Origin of the sequence: Haemophilus haemolyticus (genome assembly GCF_003490595.1) — a bacterium.
Classification (GTDB): Bacteria; Pseudomonadota; Gammaproteobacteria; order Enterobacterales; family Pasteurellaceae; genus Haemophilus; species Haemophilus haemolyticus_L.
Genome location: NZ_QQGY01000001.1, coordinates 141,089 through 163,418, shown reverse-complemented (window position 1 = coordinate 163,418; position 22,330 = coordinate 141,089). Strand labels below are relative to the sequence as shown.

The window sequence follows — 22,330 nt, the reverse complement described above, 5'->3', positions numbered from 1 at the left end:
TGTAAAATTCCTAAAAAATTCCTGTTTAAAAAATAATCACAGGAATTTTTTCAAACCCTCAACCTATTAATAAATAAAGATTTTTTTCATAAAAATTAAAAAATTCCTGTAATTCCTGTAATTCCTGTAAAAAAAACGCACCAACAGAAAAAAATAATTTAAAAAACCAATACCCATCAATAAAGGCATTCTAGAAATCTTTTAAAAACTCTTTTAAAGTGTTACGATTCAGAAGAACTAACAACAAAAAGAGGATATTTATGGCCATTCATCAAATACTAACAGAGCAGGCTGCAAGCATTACCGATCTAAAACGAAACCCTATGGGCGTAATGCGAGAAAGTGAAAATGGCGTGATTGCTATATTGAATCGTAACCAACCAGCTTTTTATTGTCTTACGCCTGAAATGTTCGCTTATATGCAAGAGTTAATCGAAGATGCAGAACTAGTACGCATTGCAGAAGAGCGAAAAGCTGAGGGCGGTTTTATTGAGGTTGATATTAATGACTTATAAACTGACATTTAGCCCAAAGGCAAAGAAAGAATGGGATAAACTTGGCGATACCATAAAAAACCAATTTAAGAAAAAGTTATTAGAACGCTTAGAAAATCCACACGTGCCCGCAGATCGGCTTTCTGGCTTTTCTGGTGTGTTTTATAAAATAAAACTTCGCTCGGTAGGTTATCGTTTAGTTTATGAAGTTATTGAAGATAAAGTTATCGTTTATGTTCTTGCCGTTGGCAAGCGTGAACGCGCTGAAGTTTACACCGCTGCACGGGATAGATTAAATTAATCTATATTTAATGATATTACTTGTTATTAATCACAAATTAATTTACATTGCACCCTATCTTTGATCCCTGTTTAGATCCCAGTAAACATAAGCGATCACGACTAAACCCCAGTAAAATCAAGGCATAAGCGTTAAAAATTGTTGTTCTTTCTCACCGCCATCCTAATTTTATTCCCTAATCATTCCCCTTTTCTTTCTTCTTCAAATTCAGTTTTTTTATTCTAATTATTTTTGTTATTACGCTCATTGAATTTTTTCATCAATGCAGTAAACTAGCCACCGATTTTTAATCACCTTTCTTTTCACTTTAAATGTTACCCGCGAGTAACAAAAGGACACATCATGACAAACAAAGTAAACAGTTATGGCTGGAAAGCTTTAATTGGCTCTGCCGTCGGCTATGCAATGGACGGTTTCGATCTTCTCATTTTAGGTTTCATGCTTAGTGCAATTTCCGCAGACTTAAATCTAACACCCGCACAAGGTGGCTCTCTCGTGACATGGACGCTTATTGGTGCCGTATTTGGCGGTATTTTATTTGGCGCATTAAGCGATAAATACGGTCGTGTACGCGTACTGACTTGGACCATTCTTCTTTTTGCGGTATTTACTGGGTTATGTGCGATTGCACAAGGTTATTGGGATTTACTGATTTACCGCACAATTGCTGGCATTGGCTTAGGCGGTGAATTTGGAATTGGGATGGCTCTAGCAGCAGAAGCATGGCCAGCACACCACCGAGCTAAAGCAGCATCTTATGTTGCATTAGGTTGGCAAGCTGGTGTGTTAGGTGCCGCATTACTTACACCATTATTGCTCCCGCATATTGGCTGGCGTGGAATGTTCTTGGTGGGTATCTTCCCTGCATTTGTCGCTTGGTTCTTACGTTCTCATTTACATGAACCTGAAATTTTCACTCAAAAACAAACCGCACTTTCAACTCAATCCAGCTTTACTGATAAATTACGTTCATTTCAGCTTCTGATTAAAGACAAAGCTACGAGCAAAATCAGCATTGGTATCGTCGTACTCACTTCCGTACAAAACTTCGGTTATTACGGCATTATGATTTGGTTACCTAATTTCTTATCAAAACAACTTGGATTCAGCTTAACTAAATCTGGGCTTTGGACAGCTGTTACTGTCTGCGGTATGATGGCTGGAATTTGGATTTTCGGACAACTCGCCGACCGCATCGGACGCAAACCAAGTTTCTTACTTTTCCAATTAGGCGCAGTGATAAGTATCGTGGTTTACTCACAACTTACCGATCCTGACATCATGCTTCTTGCAGGGGCATTTTTAGGTATGTTTGTGAACGGAATGATGGGCGGTTACGGTGCATTAATGGCAGAAGCCTACCCAACAGAAGCTCGAGCAACCGCACAAAACGTACTTTTCAATATTGGTCGTGCCGTAGGGGGATTTGGACCTGTGGTTGTGGGCGCAGTTGTACTCGCCTACTCTTTCCAAACTGCCATCGCCCTACTTGCGATTATCTACGTAATTGATATGTTAGCGACAATTTTCTTAATCCCTGAATTAAAAGGTAAAGCCTTAGACTAAGAAAATATAAAAGATAAAAATGCTCGCCAAGTGCGAGCATTTTTTATGAAATAAAAGGGAACAATTGTGATAACACTTGTTCAGCTGAAATCTCTTTCATTGAACTTGCCGATAAGTAATGCTGATTTTTTATCGTAGAAAAAAGACGCTAACGGCTCGCGGATACTTTGACGATCATAGCCATGTTTCACACCTTGAGCGAAACGAGTTGCAAATAAAGCACTTTTAATGAGCTCTTGCGCATCAATTACCGCATCATAGTTTTCAGCCTGCAACAAAGTGCGGTAATTTTTCCACTCATTTCTTGTTTGAATGGAAAAAGGCGATTTACGCCAACGGCGCAAAGCAATAGGAATCACGCAATTTACGGCGGAATGCCAACGTGGAATTTCTGCAAAGTTTTCTTCCGCCACCCAATCAATACTTAAACTGGGGATCGCCTTTTGAGCATCAGTCAAGGCGGGCAAAGTGTGGATAACATCCCCCATAGAGGAAGTCTTAATCACGCACACTTTCATTTAATTAACCTTCTTCCCCAGTGCATAATCCCAAGCCCAGATACGGCTAAAATGCCCCCAATAATTAAGGAGGAATCCACCTGTTCATTCAACCAAACGGCTGAAAATAAAATGCCTAAAATCGGCACAAGAATAATGTAAGCCGAGGCATTGCCTGCCCCTAAGTGTTTCACACCATCAAAATACCATGCATAAGCCAATACCGTTGCACCAAATGCAAGACCAAGTAAACTAAACCATTGCGTTCCATTTAATTGAAATACGCTTGCCCAACCTTCCGCACTTTCCGTCCATAATGCTGCCAACGTCAGCATAAAAAAACCAAAAGTAGAAGAAATCGTGGTAGCGGTGAGAGAATCAATTCCGATTAATACTTTACGAGCCAATAAAGTATAAGCAACCCAGCAAACTAAAGCACAAAGCAATAACATTTGACCGAATCCAAAATTTTGTAAGAGGTTAGTTGGATTCCCTTTTGTCATGGCTAACAAAGAACCGCTAATGGCAATAATCATCCCTAATACAACCCAGCGATTCCATTTTTCTTTAAATAATAAAATAGCAAAAAACATCGTAAAGACAGGATTAGAGGCAACGACCATCGTTCCTTGCCCTGCTGGAACATATTTCAAACCCAAAATAAAGAAAGTCGAATAACCAAAGATCCCAAGCAAAGCCGTTAATAATAATCCAAACCATTGGTTAGGACGAAGCTTTCTCACATAAATAAAGCGATTAGCCACATACAACCAAATCAACAATGGAATAATCGCGAACAAAAATCGTAAACTTGAAGCAACAAATGTCGGCATAGCTTGGGCAACCACTCGTCCCCAAGGCCAAGAGGCGCCCCATAAAATCACCATTCCAATTAATTGTAAATGTATGCGTAGAGGGTTCATATCATTAACATATCCAGTTACGCCTTTTCTATTTACTTAAAGGCTCTGCTTGGTAAGCTTTTATTTTTTCTCGTAAAGCGGCTTCAAATTCTGCTCGATGAGCATCATCTTGAAAGGCTGAATGAGGAATTAAGAAAAACAAGCCTGTATCAACTCGAATCATTAAGTAACCATAATGATTTTCGATATGATGAATGTACCGATAATTATATAAAGTTTGGCAGAGCGCTATTTCAGAATATAAACCATCGTCTTGAATACGTACGGTTCTCTTTTCTTGCTCTATTCTATTAAGTACTTGGCTTTGAATTGCTCGATTATTTAAATAAGGTCGAATTAAAACTGCGTATATAAATGCTAATAGAGAAATGACAAGTAATATATATCCCACATAATAAGCCAAAATATTTTCATAATAATCATAAAAATATTCAGACCAATCCATCATTACAAAGGCAATAAAACAGCTTGGAATCAGAAATAATAAATACAATAGGAAATCACCAATATGCATTATCTTACGAAATTTATTATGTTTATAAATATCACGACTTACTTTCCTAGCTACTTTAGAATAACTTTTATCTAATACAGGTTGATATGTAATTTCCATTTTATATTCCTTTTTTGTTAGCACTTAAAAGTGCGGTCAATTTTTCCAATACTTTTTCCGGCGTAATATCGATCAAACTTTGATGATATCCTTCAGCGCTGTCGGTGCTTTTACGCACTTTAATCAAATCGCCTTCAATTAAACGGATGATTTCTGCTTTATCGGATAGTGGAGGTGTGTACGTTGGGCTGGTTGGGCCGTAAAGCGCCACTAACGGACGATCAGTAGCAGCGGCAATGTGCATTAAACCACTGTCGTTACTCACGATCGCCGTGCAGTGAGCAATTAAATCCACCGCCTGATTCAGATTAGTTTGCCCCGCTAAATTTAAACAAAATGATTGTAGCTCGGCTGGTAATGCATTGCGAATTTGCTCTCCTGCTTCCACATCTTTTGGTGAACCAAATAATTCTACCGCATAGCCTTTTTCAATGAGCATTTCGGCCAATTTAGCATAATGATAATGTGGCCAACGTTTTGCAGGGCCAAATTCTGCGCCAGGACAAAAACCAATAATTGGACGTTCGCCTAAAAGTGCGGTTTGTTTTTCAAATTTTTTTAAGGTTTCAGCTTGTTGCGCTAGCTCAACCGTCAAATAGGGTTTCAAGACAGGAATATCATCAGCTTTTGGTACAGCATCTTTTTCAAAAGCCAATGCAACATAACGCTGCACCATCATTGGATAATCTTTTTTATTGGCTCGTAAATCATTCAATAAAATATAACGGCTTTCGCCTTTCCAACCACGACGATGGGCAATTTTTGCAAAGAAAGGAATAAACGTAGATTTCAATGAATTAGGCAAAACAATCGCCATATCATATTGTTCACGCAAAGACTTTCCTAAACGATAACGCGTTCCCAATTCAAAGGCTCCGTGCCCTAATGGCATTTCAATCGCCTCACGCACCTCTGGCATACGCGCAAGCAAAGGCTTACACCAATTCGGTGCCATCACATCAATATTGCAGTTTGGATATTGAATTTTCAGTTGCTGGTACAAACTGTGCGACATCATCATATCGCCAACCCAAGATGGGCCGATAATTAGAATATTCATAATATTTCTTATAAAAAGCATGGTATATATTTCTGTTATTATGGCATAAAGTTATAAAAATATGTTCTTAACAATTCAACCGAAACTCTTTCGGAGTCATTTCGAATTCTTTCTTAAACACAGAATAAAAATATTGAACAGAAGGATAACCACAAATATCTGCAATTTCTTGAATAGAAATATCAGTTTGTTGTAATAAATTCTTTGCTCGGGAAATTTTTTCTTCGTGGATGACTTGGTGAATTGTTTTATTCATTTCATTCTTAAAACGTTGTTCAAGATTAGAACGTGAGGTTTCAAGATGATCTAAAACTTGTTCTACTTTAATTCGATGACAGGCACGATGACGAATATAATGCATTGCTTGAATGACAAGCGGATCTGTTAATGATCGATAATCTGTAGAATTTCGAGAGTGAACGGTAATCGGTGGAATTAAAATAGGGGTATGTGAAACTTTTTGACCATTGAGTAATTTATGTAATAACTTCGCTGCTTGATATCCAATTTCTCTTGCCCCTTGCTCTACAGAAGAAAGAGATACTCGCGATAAATATTGGATCAATTCTTCATTATCAATACCAACCACACAAAGCTCTTCAGGTACAGCAATTTTACTGTACTCACAAGCCTGCAACAAATGACGAGCACGCGCATCCGTAACAGCAATAATACCAGTATGAGAAGGAAGAGATTTTAACCAGACAATTAGCTTTTGTTGCTCTTCCAACCAATTTTGAGCATGAACCTGTACACCCTCATATAGGTAAATAGGGTAATGATTTTTCTCCATCAACTCTACAAAGGCATCTCTTCGTTCTATAGACCAATGCTTATGAGTATTTACTTGCAAACCATAAAACGCAAACTGTGACAGCCCTTTCTCCTGTAAATGAGATAAAGCCATTTCAACCAATGCTGCATTATCTGTTGCTACATAAGGAAAGTGAGGATAAAAATCAACTTGTTTATAAGAACTGCCGACTGCGATAGTAGGAATAAGAGTATGTTGCAATAATTCGACGGTTTTCGGATCATCAAAGTCCGCAATAATACCATCAATAGAAAGTTGATTAATGGTATCAGTATGATAGATAAATTCATCTTCTACAAAAATATCCCACATACATTGCGATGCCTGAATATATTGTCCAATACCCTCCACCACCTGCCGATCATATACTTTGTTTGCATTAAATAAGAGGGCAATTTTGTAGTATTGTTCCGTCATTTTATATCCTTATCTATGGGAAATTGCTATTTAAGTTATAATAGAAAAGATATTTAGCTTCAAGATAAAAATAGCCAGAATAACTGGCCATTTTTATATCCAATACCACATTTATTTTTTTAGCTTCGCAATACCTATTCCACTTGCACCATAAATAATAGCAAAGATAATACCGCTCCAACATAAAATTGCCCAAGGTAAATAAGACAATGTTGCAACACCTAATGTGCCTGCCATATATGCACCTGCGGCAGTCCATGGCAAAATAGGTTCAATAATTGTTGCGGAGTCTTCTGCTGTTCGACTTAGATTTTTTGGATGTAATCCTTTTTCTACATACGCATCTTTAAGCATTTCTCCTGGAATTAGAATAGAAATTTGCCCATTACAAGTAACCCCAATCATTGTTAAACCGCAAAGAATCGTTGTAATAATCAAAGAAAGAGTTGAATGAACAAAGGTGAGTAATTTTTGAATAATCACGGTTAATGCACCGCTCAATTGTAATACACCTGCAAATGACAATGCACAGAAACAAATTAATAGTGTTCCCATCATTGAGTTCATTCCACCACGATTCAACAAACGACTTAAATCAGAGCTAACTGAAGTATGGTGAATCATTGAGGTATCAAATCCATTAACTGCGCTATTAATCACATCAGATAGAGAGAATTTTTGAATTAAGATAGCATTAATAATTGCGATAAATGCTGATAATAACATCACTGGAATAGTCGGTTTCTTAGTAATAGATCCCCATAATACAATAGCGACTGGAATAAGTAATAGAAAGTTAAAATGATAAACTTGCTCTAACTCATGAATCATTGTATTTACTTTTTCTGGAGTCGCCACATTAGAAAAATCGTAGTTTAAACCATATACCACATAGACAGTAGCCGAAAGAATAAAGGATGGTAATGTTGTATAAAGTAAGTGAGCGATATGCTCATATAAATCTACGCCAGCAGCTGCAGATGCAATATTGGTTGTATCAGATAATGGCGATAATTTATCTCCAAAATACGCACCAGCGACCACAGCACCTGCCGTAGCAGCCAAATTGGCGTCTAATCCAATCGCAACTCCCATAAATGCCACACCAACAGTCCCTGCTGACCCCCAAGAGGTTCCAGTACAAATGGAAACAATAGCAGTAAGGAATAAGGCTGTCACATAAAGATATTCTGGTGATATCGCTTTTAGTCCGTAGTAGATCATCATAGGAATTGTTCCTCCACTAATCCAAGTTCCAATTAATAATCCTACAGTAATTAAAATTAATAGCGCAGGCATTGTTTTAGCTATTTTTTCTGAAATGGCGTCTAAAATATCTAAATAGCAATGACCTAATTTAATAACTAAAAAACCAGCAAATACCGTTGAAATAATCATTAATGGCTCAGCTGGCAAATCAAATAAAGCATACCCAAGCCCTAACAGTAATAGCATCACTATGATTGGTGAAAAAGCTTCTAATGTTGTTGGCATTCTTGTACGATGAGTGGTTTTCATATTAAATCTCCCTATTGTTTAATAAACAAAACCCATTTTTGATTCGATTCAATGCTTCTAATAATTTTTCTCTAGGCATAGCGACATTCATACGAAAGAAACCGTCTCCCTCTTTGCCAAATTCACTCCCCAAAGATACTTTTACTCTTGATAAATTATTAATCCAATAAGCTAATTCATTTTCATTTATACTTAGCTTTTTATAGTTTATCCAAAGTAAATAAGTTCCATCACTTTCAGTAATATCTAATAATGGAATATACTCATTGAAAAATTCTTTTACTATCTTCTTATTATTCTTTATGTATTCTTTTAGATAGATTACCCAATCAGTACAATATTTATACAGCGAAATAATAGCTGGTATAGAGAAATAATTTGGATTATGTATACCTAATGCCATCATTTCTTTTATAAATTTTTCTCGAATTTCTTTATTCTCAATAATTAGGTTAGCTATTTCCAATCCAGGAATATTAAAAGTTTTTGCTGGAGATAAACAGATCATTGAGTGATTTGCTACCCATTCATCTAATGATGATATTAGATAGTGGGAATTATTTGTTAATGTAAAGTCTGCATGGACATCATCGGAAATGATAAATACATTATATTTTTTAGCTAAGTTTATAATTTCAATAAGGACTTCTTTGTTCCAAATCGTTCCAGTTGGGTTATGAGGAGAAATTAAAACAAATACTTTAGAATGTTTAAAACATTCCTCTAATAAATTAAAATCAATACGATACTTTCTATTCTCATAAATCAAAGGACATTTATATAATTTTCTGTCATTTAATTTTATCGTGTTTAATATTGGACTATATGAAGGTGATAGAATGCATATTCCATCAGTTTCTTTTGTAAATGCTCGTATATAAATAGATATGGCTTGAATTATTCTTGGGCAAAATACAATTTTTTCAGAGAGAACAGAATAATGATATTGTTCAAAAATATAATCACTGATTATCTTGTGATAGTCGGCTGGTAATTCAGTATAACCATAAATTCCTAAACGATTAAATTTTTCTAATTCATCTATCATCAATTGAGGTGCTGGAATATCCATATCCGCAACAGACATTGGAATAATATCATTATCTACATTCCATTTAGCACTAAATGTATTTAGGCGATCAATAATCACATCAAAATTATAAAAATTATTCATTATTCCTCCTTATGTATAAGGCAAATTTACTTTAGTCAAAGAAGGAAAAAATTAAAATTACTAAAACTACTTTATCTATTACGTTTTTTCACAACTGTGATCCACTCCACAGTTGCAAATAATCAACATAGAAAAATTAAATAACATAATTGATGAAAATCTAGTTTTTCACAAAAATACGAAAAATTTCATCACCTAGAGAGGAAAATGTTATGACAACCTATTTCGATAAAATTGAAAAAATCTCCTTTGAGGGAGAAAAATCAACAAATCCTTTTGCTTTCAAACATTATGATGCTAATCAAGTAATTTTAGGTAAAACTATGGCTGAACATTTACGCTTAGCTGTGTGTTATTGGCATACCTTTTGCTGGAATGGGAATGATATGTTTGGGCTAGGTTCTTTGGAACGAAGTTGGCAGAAAAATCCAAATTTGCTTGCTGGCGCAGAACAAAAAGCCGATATTGCTTTTGAGTTTTTGAATAAGTTAGGCGTGCCTTATTATTGTTTTCATGATGTTGATATTGCACCTGAAGGTAATTCAGTGCGGGAATATGTACAAAATTTTCATCATATTGTTGATATTTTAGAACGCAAACAAGTAGAAACGGGTGTAAAGCTCTTATGGGGAACTGCAAATTGTTTTACTAATCCTCGTTATATGTCTGGTGCAGCAACTAATCCTAATCCTGAGGTTTTTGCTTGGGCTGCAACACAAGTGTTTAATGCGATGAATGCCACTCAACGTTTAGGTGGAGAAAATTACGTATTATGGGGTGGACGTGAGGGATATGAAACTTTATTGAATACCGATTTGAAACGCGAACGTGAACAAATTGGTCGTTTTATGCAAATGGTGGTAGAACATAAGCATAAAATTGGGTTTAAAGGTACATTATTAATTGAGCCAAAACCGCAAGAACCAACTAAACATCAATATGATTATGATGTGGCAACAGTGTATGGTTTCCTAAAACAATTTGGTTTAGAAAAAGAAATTAAAGTTAATATTGAAGCTAACCACGCGACGCTTGCTGGCCATACCTTTCAACATGAAATTGCAACAGCTTGTGCATTAGATATTTTTGGCTCAATTGATGCTAATCGTGGCGATCCACAATTAGGCTGGGATACCGACCAATTCCCAAATAGTGTTGAAGAAAACACGTTAGTTATGTATGAAATTTTAAAACATGGCGGTTTTACTACTGGGGGTTTTAATTTTGATGCGAAAATTCGCCGACAAAGTATTGATCCTTATGATTTATTTTATGCTCATATCGGTGCAATTGATGTATTGGCATTATCCTTAAAACGTGCAGCAAAAATGTTACAAGAGGAAACCTTACAAAAAATTGTTAATGAACGCTATGCAGGTTGGAATAGTGAGCTTGGCCAGCATATTTTGCAAGGTAAAACTTCACTTGAAACACTTGCGCAACTTGTCCAACAAAAAGATTTAGCACCAAAACCAGTTTCAGGTCAGCAAGAATATTTGGAAAATTTGGTAAACCAAGTTATTTATAGCTAAAAATGAAGCAAAAGTGCGGTTGTATTCCACCGCACTTTTTTATTTTAGGAGACATTATGTATATAGGAATTGATTGTGGCACACAAGGAACAAAGGCGATAGTGCTTGATTCTGTCCAAAAAAAAGTGATTGGAGTTGGTTACGCAAAACATGAATTAATTACACAATCCAATGGAAGACGTGAACAACAACCAAATTGGTGGATTGAGGCATTACAACAAGCATTACAAATTGCATTGAAACAAGCAAAAAATTCACCGCACTTTTCACCTAATTTAGTGAAGGGAATAGGCATTTCAGGGCAACAACATGGACTGGTAATGTTAGATAAAAACGATCGTCCTCTATATAAGGCTAAGCTTTGGTGTGATACAGAAACCGCTACGGAAAATGATATGCTGATCGAAAAATTAGGCGGACAAACGGCCGCATTTGAAAAATTAGGTATCATTTGCCAAACTGGTTACACGGCTTCAAAACTGAGTTGGTTTCGTCAAAATTATCCTGATAAATTTGCCAATATTAGCAAAATTATGCTGCCACACGATTATCTAAATTATTGGCTAACAGGAAAATTCTGCACTGAGTTTGGTGATGCTTCTGGTAGTGGTTATTTCGATGTTGTGAAAAGAGAATGGAAAAGAGAAGTCTTCAAATATCTTGCGCCAGAATTAAATATGGATGAAGTGTTACCAAAATTACTTTCTGCTGAACAAAAAATCGGTGTGATTAAACCTGAAATTGCGACTTTATTTGGTTTTAATGAGAATGTCATCGTCTCCACAGGTGGAGGCGATAATATGATGGGAGCAATTGGTACAGGAAATATTCGAGAAGGGATTGCTACGATGAGTCTCGGTACTTCTGGTACCTTGTATGCTTATACGCAAAAGCCATTACTTAATTTACCACCAATGATCGCAAATTTTTGTTCAAGTAATAATGGCTGGTTACCACTGGTTTGTGTAATGAATATAACCTCCTCAAATAAACAGCTAATGAATTTGCTCAATATTGATATTGAAGAATTAAATCAACTTGCTCAACAAGCACCTATTGGCGCGAATGGCATCACTATTTTGCCATTCTTTAATGGTGAAAGAGTTCCACCTTTACCCAATACAAAAGCGAGCATTTTAGGGTTAGATTCAAGTAATTTCACACGAGAAAATCTTTGTCGAGCAATGATGGAAAGTGCTACTTTTACGCTTCGCTATGGCTTAGATTTATTTCGTCAAGCTGGCCTCAAAACCTCACAAATTCGCCTAATTGGAGGTGGCGCGAAAAGCTCATTTTGGCGGCAAATGATTGCTGATGTGATGAATTCTGAAGTGGTATGTTTGCAGGAAGAAGAAGCTGCTGCATTAGGAGGAGCAATTCAAGCTATGTGGGCAAATGGAGAAGGAGAACTGGAATTTTTATGCGAAACCTTCATTCACTTAGATGAAAACTCAAAAGCTTATCCCAACTTATCACAGGTGAAAAATTATCAAAGTGCTTATGAGCGTTATTTAACACATTTATCACAATTATATTAAATAAAATCCCCTATACCGATAAGCTATAGGGGATTTACTACATTAATAATTTATTTTCTATTCAACCATGCCATATATTCAGTCACGCCTTCCGCGACTGTTTTGAATGGTTTATCGTAGCCTGTTGAACGAAGTTTAGTTAAATCAGCTTGCGTATATTCTTGATAACGAGATTTCAAATGCTCTGGGAATGGAATGGTTTCAATCTCGCCTTTTCCGTGGAATTTCACTACCGCATCAGCCACCGCACGGAAACTTTCTGCATTTCCTGTACCAAGGTTGTAAATACCCGAAATACCATTTTGCCAACACCAAATATTCACTGCAGCCACATCGCCTACATAAACGAAATCACGGCGGAAGTGTTCGCTACCCGCAAACAATTTTGGATTTTCGCCTTTTAAGATTTGGTTATTCAAGTGGAATGCTACACTCGCCATAGAACCTTTATGATTTTCACGCGGCCCGTAAACATTGAAATAACGGAAACCACATACTGGCGATTTTGCTTCAGGCAAAATGTTACGCACATATTGGTCGAACAAGAATTTAGAATAGCCATAAACATTTAATGGGCCTTCAAATTCACGTTCTTCACGGAATACTTTAGTATCACCATAAGTTGCTGCGCTTGAGGCATAAAAGAAAGGAATTTCGCGGTCAAGGCAATAATGTAACAACTCTTTAGAATATTCGTAGTTATTGTGCATAATGTATTTACCATCCCATTCCGTAGTCGCAGAACATGCCCCCTCGTGGAATACCGCATCAATATCGCCAAATTCGTCGCCTGCGATAATAGAAGCAATGAAATCTTCTTTATCACAATAATCTGCAATGTCTAAATCAACTAAATTGGCGAATTTTGTGCCATCTTTTAAGTTATCTACCACTAAAATATCTTTGCGCCCTAAATCATTTAATGCTTTGACAATATTGCTGCCAATAAAACCTGCGCCACCTGTTACGATAATCATAATTCTGTCCTCTTTAAAATAAGTCTGCGTATTGTAATAGATTTTCTACCGCTTAGCCAAAAAACTCTGTGAAAAACAACCGCACTTTTAATCCCCAATAACTCGTTAAGCCCGTCGTAACAAGATCCATTTTGCCTTTACTCAACAGCACAATTGTGGGCGTCACATTAATTTGCCATCGTTCTGCAAATTCCCCTTTAGGATCGTTAACCGTGATGAAGTGGTAGTCATGTTCACTTAAATAATCATTTACTGCCGACTCATTGCCTGAGCGTAACGCCACCGATACAACTTGATACCCTTCTTTTGCTAAAGAATTAATTGCTGGCGAAGTATAGCGACAATAACCACACCAAGTTCCCCAAAAATAAAGCAGCGTCGCTTTATTTTGATCAAGGCTTTCAAGAGAGAATGTATTCCCTTGAAGATCTTGTAGCGTGATTTTATTTATTTCCTCTGGCACCACAGGACGACGAACAAAATCCAGTATGCTACTCATCACAATAAAAGTTAAAAAGAGGGATAATCCATTCTTAAGTAGTTTTTTAATCTTCATTTTCTTTATTCCTTATCTCGTTGAGGTGATTGTAATCAAGCATAAAAGCACAGTCAAAAACAAGGGATTTTTGCTACAATAGGTAAAACATAAATAAAGGAGGAAAATAATGACACCAAATCAACTTGCTCAATATATCGATCACACCGCACTTACCGCAGAAAAAAATGAACAAGATATTTTGACACTCTGTCATGAAGCGATTGAACACGGATTTTATTCTGTATGTATCAATTCTGGTTATATTCCACTCGCTAAAGAAAAACTTGCGGGCTCAAATGTAAAAATTTGCACCGTAGTTGGCTTCCCTTTGGGGGCGAATTTAACCTCAGTCAAAGCATTTGAAACACAAGAATCCATTAAAGCGGGCGCAGATGAAATTGATATGGTGATTAATGTAGGTTGGATAAAATCGCAAAAATGGGATGCAGTAAAACAAGATATTCAAGCGGTGTTTAATGCTTGTAATGGCACGCCATTAAAAGTGATTTTAGAAACTTGTTTGCTCACTAAAGATGAAATAGTGAAAGCCTGCGAAATTTGTAAGGAAATCGGTGTGGCTTTTGTTAAAACATCAACAGGCTTCAATAAAGGTGGGGCGACCGTAGAAGATGTTGCATTGATGAAACAAACGGTTGGCAATATTGGTGTTAAAGCATCAGGCGGCGTGCGTGATACTGAAACTGCACTTGCAATGATTAAAGCGGGTGCGACTCGTATTGGTGCAAGTGCGGGCATTGCAATTATTAGCGGTACACAAGATACCCAAAGCACTTACTAATCCTTTCACGCGTGGTATATTCTCACCACGCGTTTTTACATATTCGACAATTTCTGCAACAAACGATCCATTGCACGATAGCCCAAGGCCTCCGCCAAGTGCGGTTGAGAAATTTGTTGTTCTCCTTGTAGATCGGCAATGGTTCGAGAAACTTTCAAAATACGATGGTAAGCCCGTACAGAAAGCCCCAGTTTATTCAGCGCATTTTCAAGGAAAAAGGCATCTTTATCACTTAACTTACAATCTCGCTCAATCTCTTTACTGTTCAAATAAGCGTTAATTTTTCCCGCTCTTTCCATTTGAATCTCACGCACTTTTAACACTTTTTCGCGTACTTGCGCGCTGGTTTCACCCCGTTCCCCCGTATTTTGTAAGCTGCCTTGTGGCAATAAAGGCACTTCAATAGACAAATCAAAACGATCTAAAAAGGGCCCTGAAAGTCGATTCAAATAACGCATAATTTGCTGGGGTGAAGTGCGGTTATGTGTCCCAGTGTAATGCCCTGTCGGACTTGGATTCATCGCTGCTACTAATTGAAAACGAGCCGGAAATTGAATTTTTGCATTAGCACGAGAAATAATAATCTCACCACTTTCCAAAGGCTGACGTAGCGCATCCAATACTTTTCGTTCAAACTCTGGAAGTTCATCAAGAAAAAGTACACCATTTGTTGCTAAGGATATTTCACCAGGTTTAGGGATCGTCCCACCTCCAACTAAAGCCGGCATTGATGCACTATGGTGCGGAGCTCGAAAAGGACGTTGTTTCCAATTATGAAAATTTAGCTCATTTTGTACTAAACTCGTTACAGATGCCGTTTCAATCGCTTCTAGATCGGTCATCTCAGGTAACAGTCCTGTTAATCGGCTAGCGAGCATGGTTTTCCCTGTGCCAGGAGGACCAAGAAAAAGCAAATTATGCTGCCCCGCTGCGGCAATGGTCAATGCTCGTTTGGCGTGTTGTTGTCCGATAATATCTGTTAAATCTAACGTATTTTTGCCCGAAAAATTTACCGCGCTTTCTTTCACAATTTCAGTGGCGAGGGGTAATTTTTCCTGACCATTGAGAAATTGCACCACATCTAAAAGCGTTTGCGCAAAATAAGTATTTTGATCAGACACGAGCGAGGCTTCATTAGCATTTTGCTTCGCAATAATTAACTCTCGCTTTGACTTTTGCGCTGCAAGAATAGCGGGGATCACACCATGTACGCCACGCAATTGCCCCGTCAGCGCAAGTTCAGCCACAAATTCAAATTGCTTTAAGCGGCTCGCATCAAGCTGATCCGATGCGGCTAAAATTCCGATAGCAATAGGCAAATCAAATCTTCCGCCTTCTTTCGGCAAATCTGCAGGTGCGAGATTCACAGTGATACGCTTGGCTGGGTATTTAAATTGTGCATTCATCAACGCACTACGCACCCGATCTTGTGCCTCTTTCACCGTTTTTTCGGGCAAGCCAACAAGTGTAAATCCGGGTTTTCCGTTGCTTAAATGTACCTCAATGGTGACTAGCGGTGCTTGCACACCCATAGAAGCACGGCTGTAAACAATAGCAAGGGACATGATAATCCTTAAAGTGCGGTAAAAATGAAGATAGTTTTTGCACTATAAAAAAAGCACATAATGAAATCATTCATCATGTGCTTTTCTTGCGATCTAGATCGCAAAATTTACATTTTATTCCGAAAAAAGTGGCGAAAACCAAAAATCTAACTTCGCTGCAAGTTTATCAATACCAATTTTATTTTGTGCAGAAAAGGCTTCTACTTGAATATCGCCTTGGAATGGAAGAATCGCTTCACGCACCATTTTTACTTGTTTACTACGTGCGCTTTGGCTCAATTTATCGGCCTTAGTAAGCAATAAAAGCACCGGTAAATCTGCTGAAACCGCCCATTCAATCATTTGTTGGTCAAGATCCTTAAGCGGATGGCGAATATCCATCAACACAACCAATCCCGCCAAACATTCGCGTTTTTGCAAATATTCACCTAATGATTTTTGCCATTGGATTTTCATTTGCTCTGGCACGGCAGCATAACCATAGCCTGGTAAATCTACCAATTTACAATTTGGTTCCACTTCAAATAAGTTGATTAATTGCGTGCGCCCCGGTGTTTTTGAGGTGCGCGCTAAATTTTTTTGATTGGTTAATGCATTAAGTGCGGTCGATTTTCCTGCATTTGAACGACCTGCAAACGCAATTTCAATGCCAGTATCTTCAGGAATGGAACGAATATTCGGCGCACTCGTTAAAAAGTGAGTTTTATGATAATTAAGTTTAATTTCAGACATAAGGATTCCTTTTAAAATTGCACTTAGAATAGCATAAATGGAAAATTTCCTGAAATTATGTCAAAATTCGCGCCAAAATTATAACCAATTCATGGCAATTCTGATGACAACAAAAACAACTTACCAATGGCCTCAGTCTAAGGATATTTATCCATATCGACCAGGGCGTTTTGATGCACCAAAACATTGGCGTTATAACTTACGTAGCTTTTTAAATCGCGGTTCAATTCGTCGCTTTGAGCAATTTATCAATCAACATCCTTTTCTCGTCGATATTTTTAATACGCACTTGGATTATAGTTATCCCGTTGCTTGTCGTTTTCTGGATAAACGCTTCAACGCTTCACAACGTTTTGATGCTGTTTGTGATAACCTTTTATTTTTACCCAAAAAACTTACCGCACTTTCTACGCCATTATGGGAAAAACCATTAAGTTTTGGCGAAGTCATTCCTGATTTTGAAATGACATTAAGCATGACAACCCATCAACCTATGGAGGGGTATTGGGTATTGGAGCTATGGCATAAACCAAGAAATGAATTAGTCTATTTGCTTACCTTTGCCAAATTGGGCGATGCTCTACTCATTGCTGTTGTACAAGGGCCAAATTTTGAAGGCTCAAAAGAAATGGTGAAACAACTAACCAAATCATGCCACGGATTGCGCCCAGCCTATTTAATGGTTGAAACCATGAAATCGCTCACAAAAATTCTAGGCTACGATAAATTGCTTGGCATTCCACAAAAATACCAAAATAAATCTCGCTTCATCCAAAGCAAACAATATACGGTGGACTATGATGCAATTTTTGGTGAATCTGGCGGAGAATTAAAAGATTACTGGGAATTGCCTTTAGAAATGGATAGAAATTTGGATGATATTCCAAGTAAAAAACGTTCCATGTATCGTAAACGCTATGCCATGTTAGATGAAATAACTCTCACCATAAAAGACACCCTCAAACTTTAAAACAATGGCGCAGATCAACGCCTGCGCCTATTTTTTCTATCGAAAAATTTTTCCTTTTAAGATTAAATTTATGCTATCGTAGCCGACATTATTCATTCCATTTCACTCGAATAGGAGATACAAATGACAACTCAATTAGATTCACTTCGTCAAATGACCGTTGTGGTCGCAGACACCGGCGATATCGACGCGATTAAAAAATATCAACCACAAGATGCGACTACTAACCCATCATTAATTCTAAGCGCATCTGCACTTCCACAATATGCGCCATTAATTGATGAAGCGGTAGCTTATGCAAAAGCTCAAAGCAATGATAAAGCACAACAACTTATTGATGCAGAAGATAAATTAGCGGTAAATATTGGTTTAGAAATTTTAAAAATCGTTCCGGGACGTATTTCTACTGAAGTGGATGCGCGTCTTTCTTACAACACACAAGCAACGGTTGAAAAAGCGCGTAAATTAATCGCACTTTATAATGCAGCAGGCATTTCAAACGACCGTATTTTGATTAAAATTGCTTCAACATGGCAAGGTATCCGAGCTGCAGAAATCCTTGAAAAAGAAGGTATTAACTGTAACTTAACCTTATTATTCTCTGAAGCTCAAGCTCGTGCTTGTGCAGAAGCAGGCGTTTACTTAATTTCTCCATTTGTAGGCCGTATTTTAGACTGGTACAAAGCAAACTCCGACAAAAAAGAATATGCGCCAGCAGAAGACCCAGGCGTTATTTCTGTTACCAAAATCTATAATTACTACAAAGAATATGGCTACAACACCGTTGTGATGGGTGCAAGCTTCCGTAATGTAGGTGAAATTACTGAACTTGCAGGTTGCGATCGTTTAACCATTGCACCAGCATTACTGAAAGAATTGCAAGAAAATTCAACCGCACTTGTACGCAAACTAGAATACAAAGGCGAAGTAAAAGCGAAACCACAACCATTAACAGAATCTGAGTTCTACTGGCAGCATAATAGCGATGCTATGGCTGTTGAAAAATTAGCAGAGGGTATTCGTAAATTTGCTGTTGACCAAGAAAAATTGGAAACCATGCTTTCAGCAAAACTTTAATCCATCATTCAATATAAAAAATAACCGCACTTTTGAGTAATCAAAGTGCGGTTATTTCTATTCAAGGACTGAATAATTCAGACCTATTTGTTTAATTTCGCTTTGTAAGTTGGGTTCATTAAGTTTTCTACAGAAAGAATGTCATCTAATTGTTCTTCTGTTAATAAACCTTTTTCTAACACAACTTCACGTACGCCTTTACCTGTTTGAGCACAGATTTTACCCACTAAGTCGCCGTTGTGGTGACCGATAAATGGATTCAAGTAAGTCACGATACCGATTGAATTAAACACGTAGTTTTCACAAATTTCTTTGTTTACAGTGATGCCATCCACACATTTATCGCGTAAGTTCACACAAGCATTCGTTAAGATATCAATAGATTCAAACATTGCTTGACCAATCACGGGTTCCATTACGTTTAATTGTAATTGACCTGCTTCAGATGCGAAGGTCACAGTGGTATCGTTACCAATTACTTTAAAGCATACTTGGTTCACCACTTCAGGAACAACGGGGTTTACTTTTGCAGGCATAATAGAAGAGCCAGCTTGTAATTCAGGTAAGTTAATTTCTTTAATACCAGCACGTGGACCAGAAGAAAGTAAACGTAAGTCATTACATACTTTAGAAAGTTTAACAGCAGTACGTTTTAATGCACCGTGAACCATGACATAAGCGCCACAGTCAGATGTTGCTTCAATTAAGTTTTCTGCTGGTACACAAGCTAATCCAGTTACTTCAGCAAGGTGTTTTACAACTAATTCTGTATAGCCTTGTGGCGTATTTAAACCAGTACCGATTGCAGTCGCACCAAGGTTTACTTCAAGTAATAAACCTGCTGTACGTTTTAAGTTACGTACTTCTTCTTCAAGTAATACTGCGAAAGCTTTAAATTCTTGACCTACAGTCATTGGCACCGCATCTTGCAATTGAGTACGCCCCATTTTTAAGATGTTCGCAAATTCTTTTGCTTTATTATCAAAACCGTCGTGTAAATATTGAATTTTATCAATCAATTTTAAGATACTGTTGTACACCGCAATACGGAAACCAGTAGGATACGCATCGTTGGTTGATTGGCTTGCATTAACGTGATCCATCGGATTAATCACGTTATATTCGCCTTTTTTATGGCCAATTTTTTCAAGGGCAAGGTTAGCAACTACTTCATTGGTATTCATATTAACAGACGTACCTGCACCACCTTGATATACGTCTGATGGGAATTGATCTAAGCATTTTCCAGTAGTAAGGATTTCATCACAAGCTGCTACAATCGCTTTTGCAATATCACTTGGAATTGCACCTAATTCACCATTGGCTAAAGCCGTTGCTTTTTTCACCATCACCATGCCACGTACAAACTCTGGTACGTCAGAAATGGTTACGTTAGAAATATTGAAATTTTCTACCGCTCTTAATGTATGAATACCCCAGTACGCATCTGCTGGTACATCACGTTCACCGAGTAAATCTACTTCTTTTCTAAATTGAGTCATTTGAATCACCTTTTCTGGTTGTTAATTAATTTGAGGTAATTATAGGAATTTACAGAGAAAATAAATTTGACTTGGATCACATTTCAGATAAGACATCTAAGAGATATTTTCATTTCTCGCATAAGTTTTTTTAGGGAAAACATCACTTGGCAATATTAATTTTATGCTGATTTTAGTTGCTCACCGATCTTCTCAAAGAGCTTTTGAATGAGCTCAGCACGATGACCAAGCACTCGTACAATAAGTCCACCTTCATTTAATTGAGAAACGCCAATAAGTAGAGATTTTTCACTTTCCTGCTGTTGAAGTGTTTGGACGATTTGTTTAACTTCAGTTGGTGTTTTCTGCAAATTGAGATAAACCAACGATCCTTGATGTGAGAACCCTTCCATTTGGCTTAATGCGGTCAATTTCATTTGTGCTGGTTGCCATTGAATACAATCCAAAACAAGCGGTTTAGTTTGCCCATTATTTTGTAAAAGCTGAACATTCAGGTGAGAAGAAAATTGACGAAATTCAAAACGCTCATTATTTGACACTCGACCAATAGCCACAATTTCACCATAAATTAGCGTACTCTCAAGTTGCATATTGATTAACGTTTTTTGCTTAAGAGCAGAATTCTTATGCAAAACCAATGGATGAGGTAAATAAAATAAACAACTTTTCTCAGCAAGTTGAATCAATGTATTTTGCTCGGCAAAATCTCCCTCATTCATTGCCTGAACTCGAGTAAATGCCTGCGTATTTAAAGAAAGTGCGGTAGATTTTTCGAGCATTATTTGAATATCAACTCGATCCCCTGCCAATAACCCTGGCGAAGAAGACATTTGCATTGCGCTAAGTCCATTTTCCCAAGAATCGCTATAAGCAGATAACGTCATTACTTTAAAAGGTGGCGTCACAAAGTATTCATCAAGTTGAGTTTTGCTGTTTGAGGAAAGTTTGGTTGAAAGTTTGAGGGTACTATTCATAATCTTTTCAATTTGTAAAAAACTCCCCTCTTTAAAGGAGAGGGGATGATTTTTTATCTCACTAACGCCTTAGGTTCTTCTACATTCTTCAATAACGCATATTTTTCAATCCAACCAATCACGCCATCTAGGTTTTCTTTTTTCATCAGGTTAGTGAAAATAAACGGCTGACCATTACGTATACGGCGTGCATCGCTTTCCATGACGCTTAAATCAGCCCCAACGAATGGAGCGAGGTCTGTTTTGTTAATCACTAACAAATCTGAACGCGTAATACCTGGTCCACCTTTGCGTGGGATTTTCTCGCCTTGAGCCACGTCAATCACGAAAATAGTCACGTCGGCTAAATCGGGGCTAAAAGTTGCCGATAAGTTATCACCACCAGATTCGATAAAGACAATTTCTACATCTGGAAAACGTGCCACCATTTCATCGACCGCTTCTAAATTCATTGAGGCATCTTCACGAATTGCCGTATGTGGGCAACCACCTGTCTCCACGCCCATAATTCGCTCTGGTGGAAGTAAACTATTTTTCGTTAAAAATTCCGCATCTTCTTGAGTGTAAATATCGTTAGTAATGACTGCCACGCTATATTTACTCGCCATTTCGCGAGTGAGTTTTTCAATTAAGGCAGTTTTGCCCGCGCCAACAGGGCCGGCCACGCCAATTTTAATGTAGTTACGCATAATGTTCCTTTCGTTGATTATCGTAGAGGCTCATTCTTATAACCTCTGCGATAAGTAAAA

21 protein-coding genes and 1 pseudogene are annotated in these 22,330 nt (G+C 37.4%); 8 read left to right on the top strand and 14 right to left on the bottom strand.

Features of this window, described 5'->3' with window-relative positions; genetic code table 11:
- Nucleotides 1–260: 260 nt before the first annotated feature.
- The 3 genes from DV415_RS00865 (at nucleotide 261) to DV415_RS00855 (ending at nucleotide 2,361) form a co-directional block, all read left to right on the top strand.
- Nucleotides 261–515, top strand: a complete 255-nt coding sequence (locus DV415_RS00865) for a type II toxin-antitoxin system Phd/YefM family antitoxin (RefSeq protein WP_032823666.1) — start codon at nucleotides 261–263, stop codon at nucleotides 513–515.
- Nucleotides 505–795, top strand: a complete 291-nt coding sequence (locus DV415_RS00860; protein WP_012054909.1) for a type II toxin-antitoxin system RelE family toxin — start codon at nucleotides 505–507, stop codon at nucleotides 793–795. Before DV415_RS00865 ends, DV415_RS00860 begins: the two co-directional genes overlap by 11 nt.
- 342 nt (nucleotides 796–1,137) lie before the next feature.
- Nucleotides 1,138–2,361, top strand: coding sequence for an MFS transporter (locus tag DV415_RS00855; protein WP_118790377.1), 1,224 nt, complete (start codon nucleotides 1,138–1,140; stop codon nucleotides 2,359–2,361).
- A 116-nt stretch (nucleotides 2,362–2,477) separates the two neighbouring features.
- Here the strand turns inward: DV415_RS00855 and waaC are convergent.
- The 7 genes and pseudogenes from waaC to DV415_RS00820 form a co-directional block, all read right to left on the bottom strand.
- Nucleotides 2,478–2,879 (bottom strand): annotated as a pseudogene (gene waaC, locus DV415_RS00850) (lipopolysaccharide heptosyltransferase I); the annotation flags it as partial.
- Nucleotides 2,876–3,781 carry a DMT family transporter gene (locus tag DV415_RS00845; RefSeq protein ID WP_118790376.1) on the bottom strand — a complete coding sequence of 302 codons (906 nt, stop codon included), beginning with the start codon at nucleotides 3,779–3,781 and terminating at the stop codon, nucleotides 2,876–2,878. The pseudogene waaC and the gene DV415_RS00845, both read right to left, overlap by 4 nt.
- A gap of 28 nt (nucleotides 3,782–3,809) precedes the next feature.
- Nucleotides 3,810–4,394: a YcxB family protein gene (locus tag DV415_RS00840; RefSeq protein WP_118790375.1), complete on the bottom strand. Its 585-nt coding sequence runs from the start codon at nucleotides 4,392–4,394 to the stop codon at nucleotides 3,810–3,812.
- Nucleotide 4,395: 1 nt separating this feature from the next.
- The gene (gene waaF, locus DV415_RS00835) at nucleotides 4,396–5,454 is read right to left on the bottom strand and encodes a lipopolysaccharide heptosyltransferase II (RefSeq protein WP_118790374.1); all 1,059 of its coding nucleotides are present in this window, start codon (nucleotides 5,452–5,454) and stop codon (nucleotides 4,396–4,398) included.
- Nucleotides 5,455–5,521: 67 nt separating this feature from the next.
- Nucleotides 5,522–6,685 carry a XylR family transcriptional regulator gene (locus DV415_RS00830; RefSeq protein WP_118794377.1) on the bottom strand — a complete coding sequence of 388 codons (1,164 nt, stop codon included), beginning with the start codon at nucleotides 6,683–6,685 and terminating at the stop codon, nucleotides 5,522–5,524.
- Between the two features lie 111 nt (nucleotides 6,686–6,796).
- Nucleotides 6,797–8,203 carry a Na+/H+ antiporter NhaC gene (gene nhaC, locus DV415_RS00825; protein WP_012054497.1) on the bottom strand — a complete coding sequence of 469 codons (1,407 nt, stop codon included), beginning with the start codon at nucleotides 8,201–8,203 and terminating at the stop codon, nucleotides 6,797–6,799.
- Nucleotide 8,204: 1 nt separating this feature from the next.
- On the bottom strand, nucleotides 8,205–9,377 hold the full coding sequence (locus DV415_RS00820) for a MalY/PatB family protein (RefSeq protein ID WP_118794376.1): 1,173 nt from the start codon (nucleotides 9,375–9,377) through the stop codon (nucleotides 8,205–8,207).
- Between the two features lie 212 nt (nucleotides 9,378–9,589).
- On the opposite strand from DV415_RS00820, the gene xylA reads away from it, so the two are divergent.
- Together xylA and xylB are read left to right on the top strand one after the other, a co-directional pair.
- Nucleotides 9,590–10,909 (top strand): xylose isomerase, encoded by a 1,320-nt coding sequence (gene xylA, locus DV415_RS00815; protein WP_015702065.1) that lies wholly within the window; start codon nucleotides 9,590–9,592, stop codon nucleotides 10,907–10,909.
- Between the two features lie 56 nt (nucleotides 10,910–10,965).
- Nucleotides 10,966–12,447: a xylulokinase gene (gene xylB, locus DV415_RS00810; protein WP_162790753.1), complete on the top strand. Its 1,482-nt coding sequence runs from the start codon at nucleotides 10,966–10,968 to the stop codon at nucleotides 12,445–12,447.
- Nucleotides 12,448–12,497: 50 nt separating this feature from the next.
- Here xylB and rfaD read toward each other — a convergent pair whose 3' ends face one another.
- Together rfaD and DV415_RS00800 are read right to left on the bottom strand one after the other, a co-directional pair.
- Nucleotides 12,498–13,424 (bottom strand): ADP-glyceromanno-heptose 6-epimerase, encoded by a 927-nt coding sequence (gene rfaD, locus DV415_RS00805; protein WP_005632797.1) that lies wholly within the window; start codon nucleotides 13,422–13,424, stop codon nucleotides 12,498–12,500.
- Nucleotides 13,425–13,476: 52 nt separating this feature from the next.
- Complete coding sequence (locus DV415_RS00800; RefSeq protein WP_118790370.1) at nucleotides 13,477–13,980, bottom strand: protein disulfide oxidoreductase; 504 nt, start codon at nucleotides 13,978–13,980, stop codon at nucleotides 13,477–13,479.
- Nucleotides 13,981–14,089: 109 nt separating this feature from the next.
- On the opposite strand from DV415_RS00800, the gene deoC reads away from it, so the two are divergent.
- Entirely contained in the window at nucleotides 14,090–14,761 is a 672-nt protein-coding gene (gene deoC / locus DV415_RS00795; RefSeq protein ID WP_118790369.1) for a deoxyribose-phosphate aldolase, read from the top strand.
- A gap of 35 nt (nucleotides 14,762–14,796) precedes the next feature.
- On the opposite strand, the gene DV415_RS00790 is transcribed toward deoC, so the two are convergent.
- Nucleotides 14,797–16,326, bottom strand: a complete 1,530-nt coding sequence (locus tag DV415_RS00790; RefSeq protein WP_118790368.1) for a YifB family Mg chelatase-like AAA ATPase — start codon at nucleotides 16,324–16,326, stop codon at nucleotides 14,797–14,799.
- A 114-nt stretch (nucleotides 16,327–16,440) separates the two neighbouring features.
- Nucleotides 16,441–17,058: a ribosome biogenesis GTP-binding protein YihA/YsxC gene (gene yihA, locus DV415_RS00785; protein ID WP_065265539.1), complete on the bottom strand. Its 618-nt coding sequence runs from the start codon at nucleotides 17,056–17,058 to the stop codon at nucleotides 16,441–16,443.
- Between the two features lie 103 nt (nucleotides 17,059–17,161).
- On the opposite strand from yihA, the gene DV415_RS00780 reads away from it, so the two are divergent.
- Both DV415_RS00780 and tal read left to right on the top strand, forming a co-directional pair.
- Nucleotides 17,162–18,028: a VirK/YbjX family protein gene (locus DV415_RS00780; protein ID WP_166635697.1), complete on the top strand. Its 867-nt coding sequence runs from the start codon at nucleotides 17,162–17,164 to the stop codon at nucleotides 18,026–18,028.
- A 123-nt stretch (nucleotides 18,029–18,151) separates the two neighbouring features.
- Nucleotides 18,152–19,105 carry a transaldolase gene (gene tal, locus DV415_RS00775; RefSeq protein WP_118794375.1) on the top strand — a complete coding sequence of 318 codons (954 nt, stop codon included), beginning with the start codon at nucleotides 18,152–18,154 and terminating at the stop codon, nucleotides 19,103–19,105.
- 83 nt (nucleotides 19,106–19,188) lie between these two features.
- On the opposite strand, the gene aspA is transcribed toward tal, so the two are convergent.
- From aspA to ureG, 3 genes are all read right to left on the bottom strand, one after another.
- On the bottom strand, nucleotides 19,189–20,607 hold the full coding sequence (gene aspA / locus DV415_RS00770; protein ID WP_118794374.1) for an aspartate ammonia-lyase: 1,419 nt from the start codon (nucleotides 20,605–20,607) through the stop codon (nucleotides 19,189–19,191).
- A 161-nt stretch (nucleotides 20,608–20,768) separates the two neighbouring features.
- The gene (locus tag DV415_RS00765; protein WP_118790366.1) at nucleotides 20,769–21,581 is read right to left on the bottom strand and encodes an urease accessory protein UreD; all 813 of its coding nucleotides are present in this window, start codon (nucleotides 21,579–21,581) and stop codon (nucleotides 20,769–20,771) included.
- 53 nt (nucleotides 21,582–21,634) lie between these two features.
- Nucleotides 21,635–22,270: an urease accessory protein UreG gene (gene ureG / locus DV415_RS00760; protein WP_118790365.1), complete on the bottom strand. Its 636-nt coding sequence runs from the start codon at nucleotides 22,268–22,270 to the stop codon at nucleotides 21,635–21,637.
- Nucleotides 22,271–22,330: the final 60 nt, after the last annotated feature.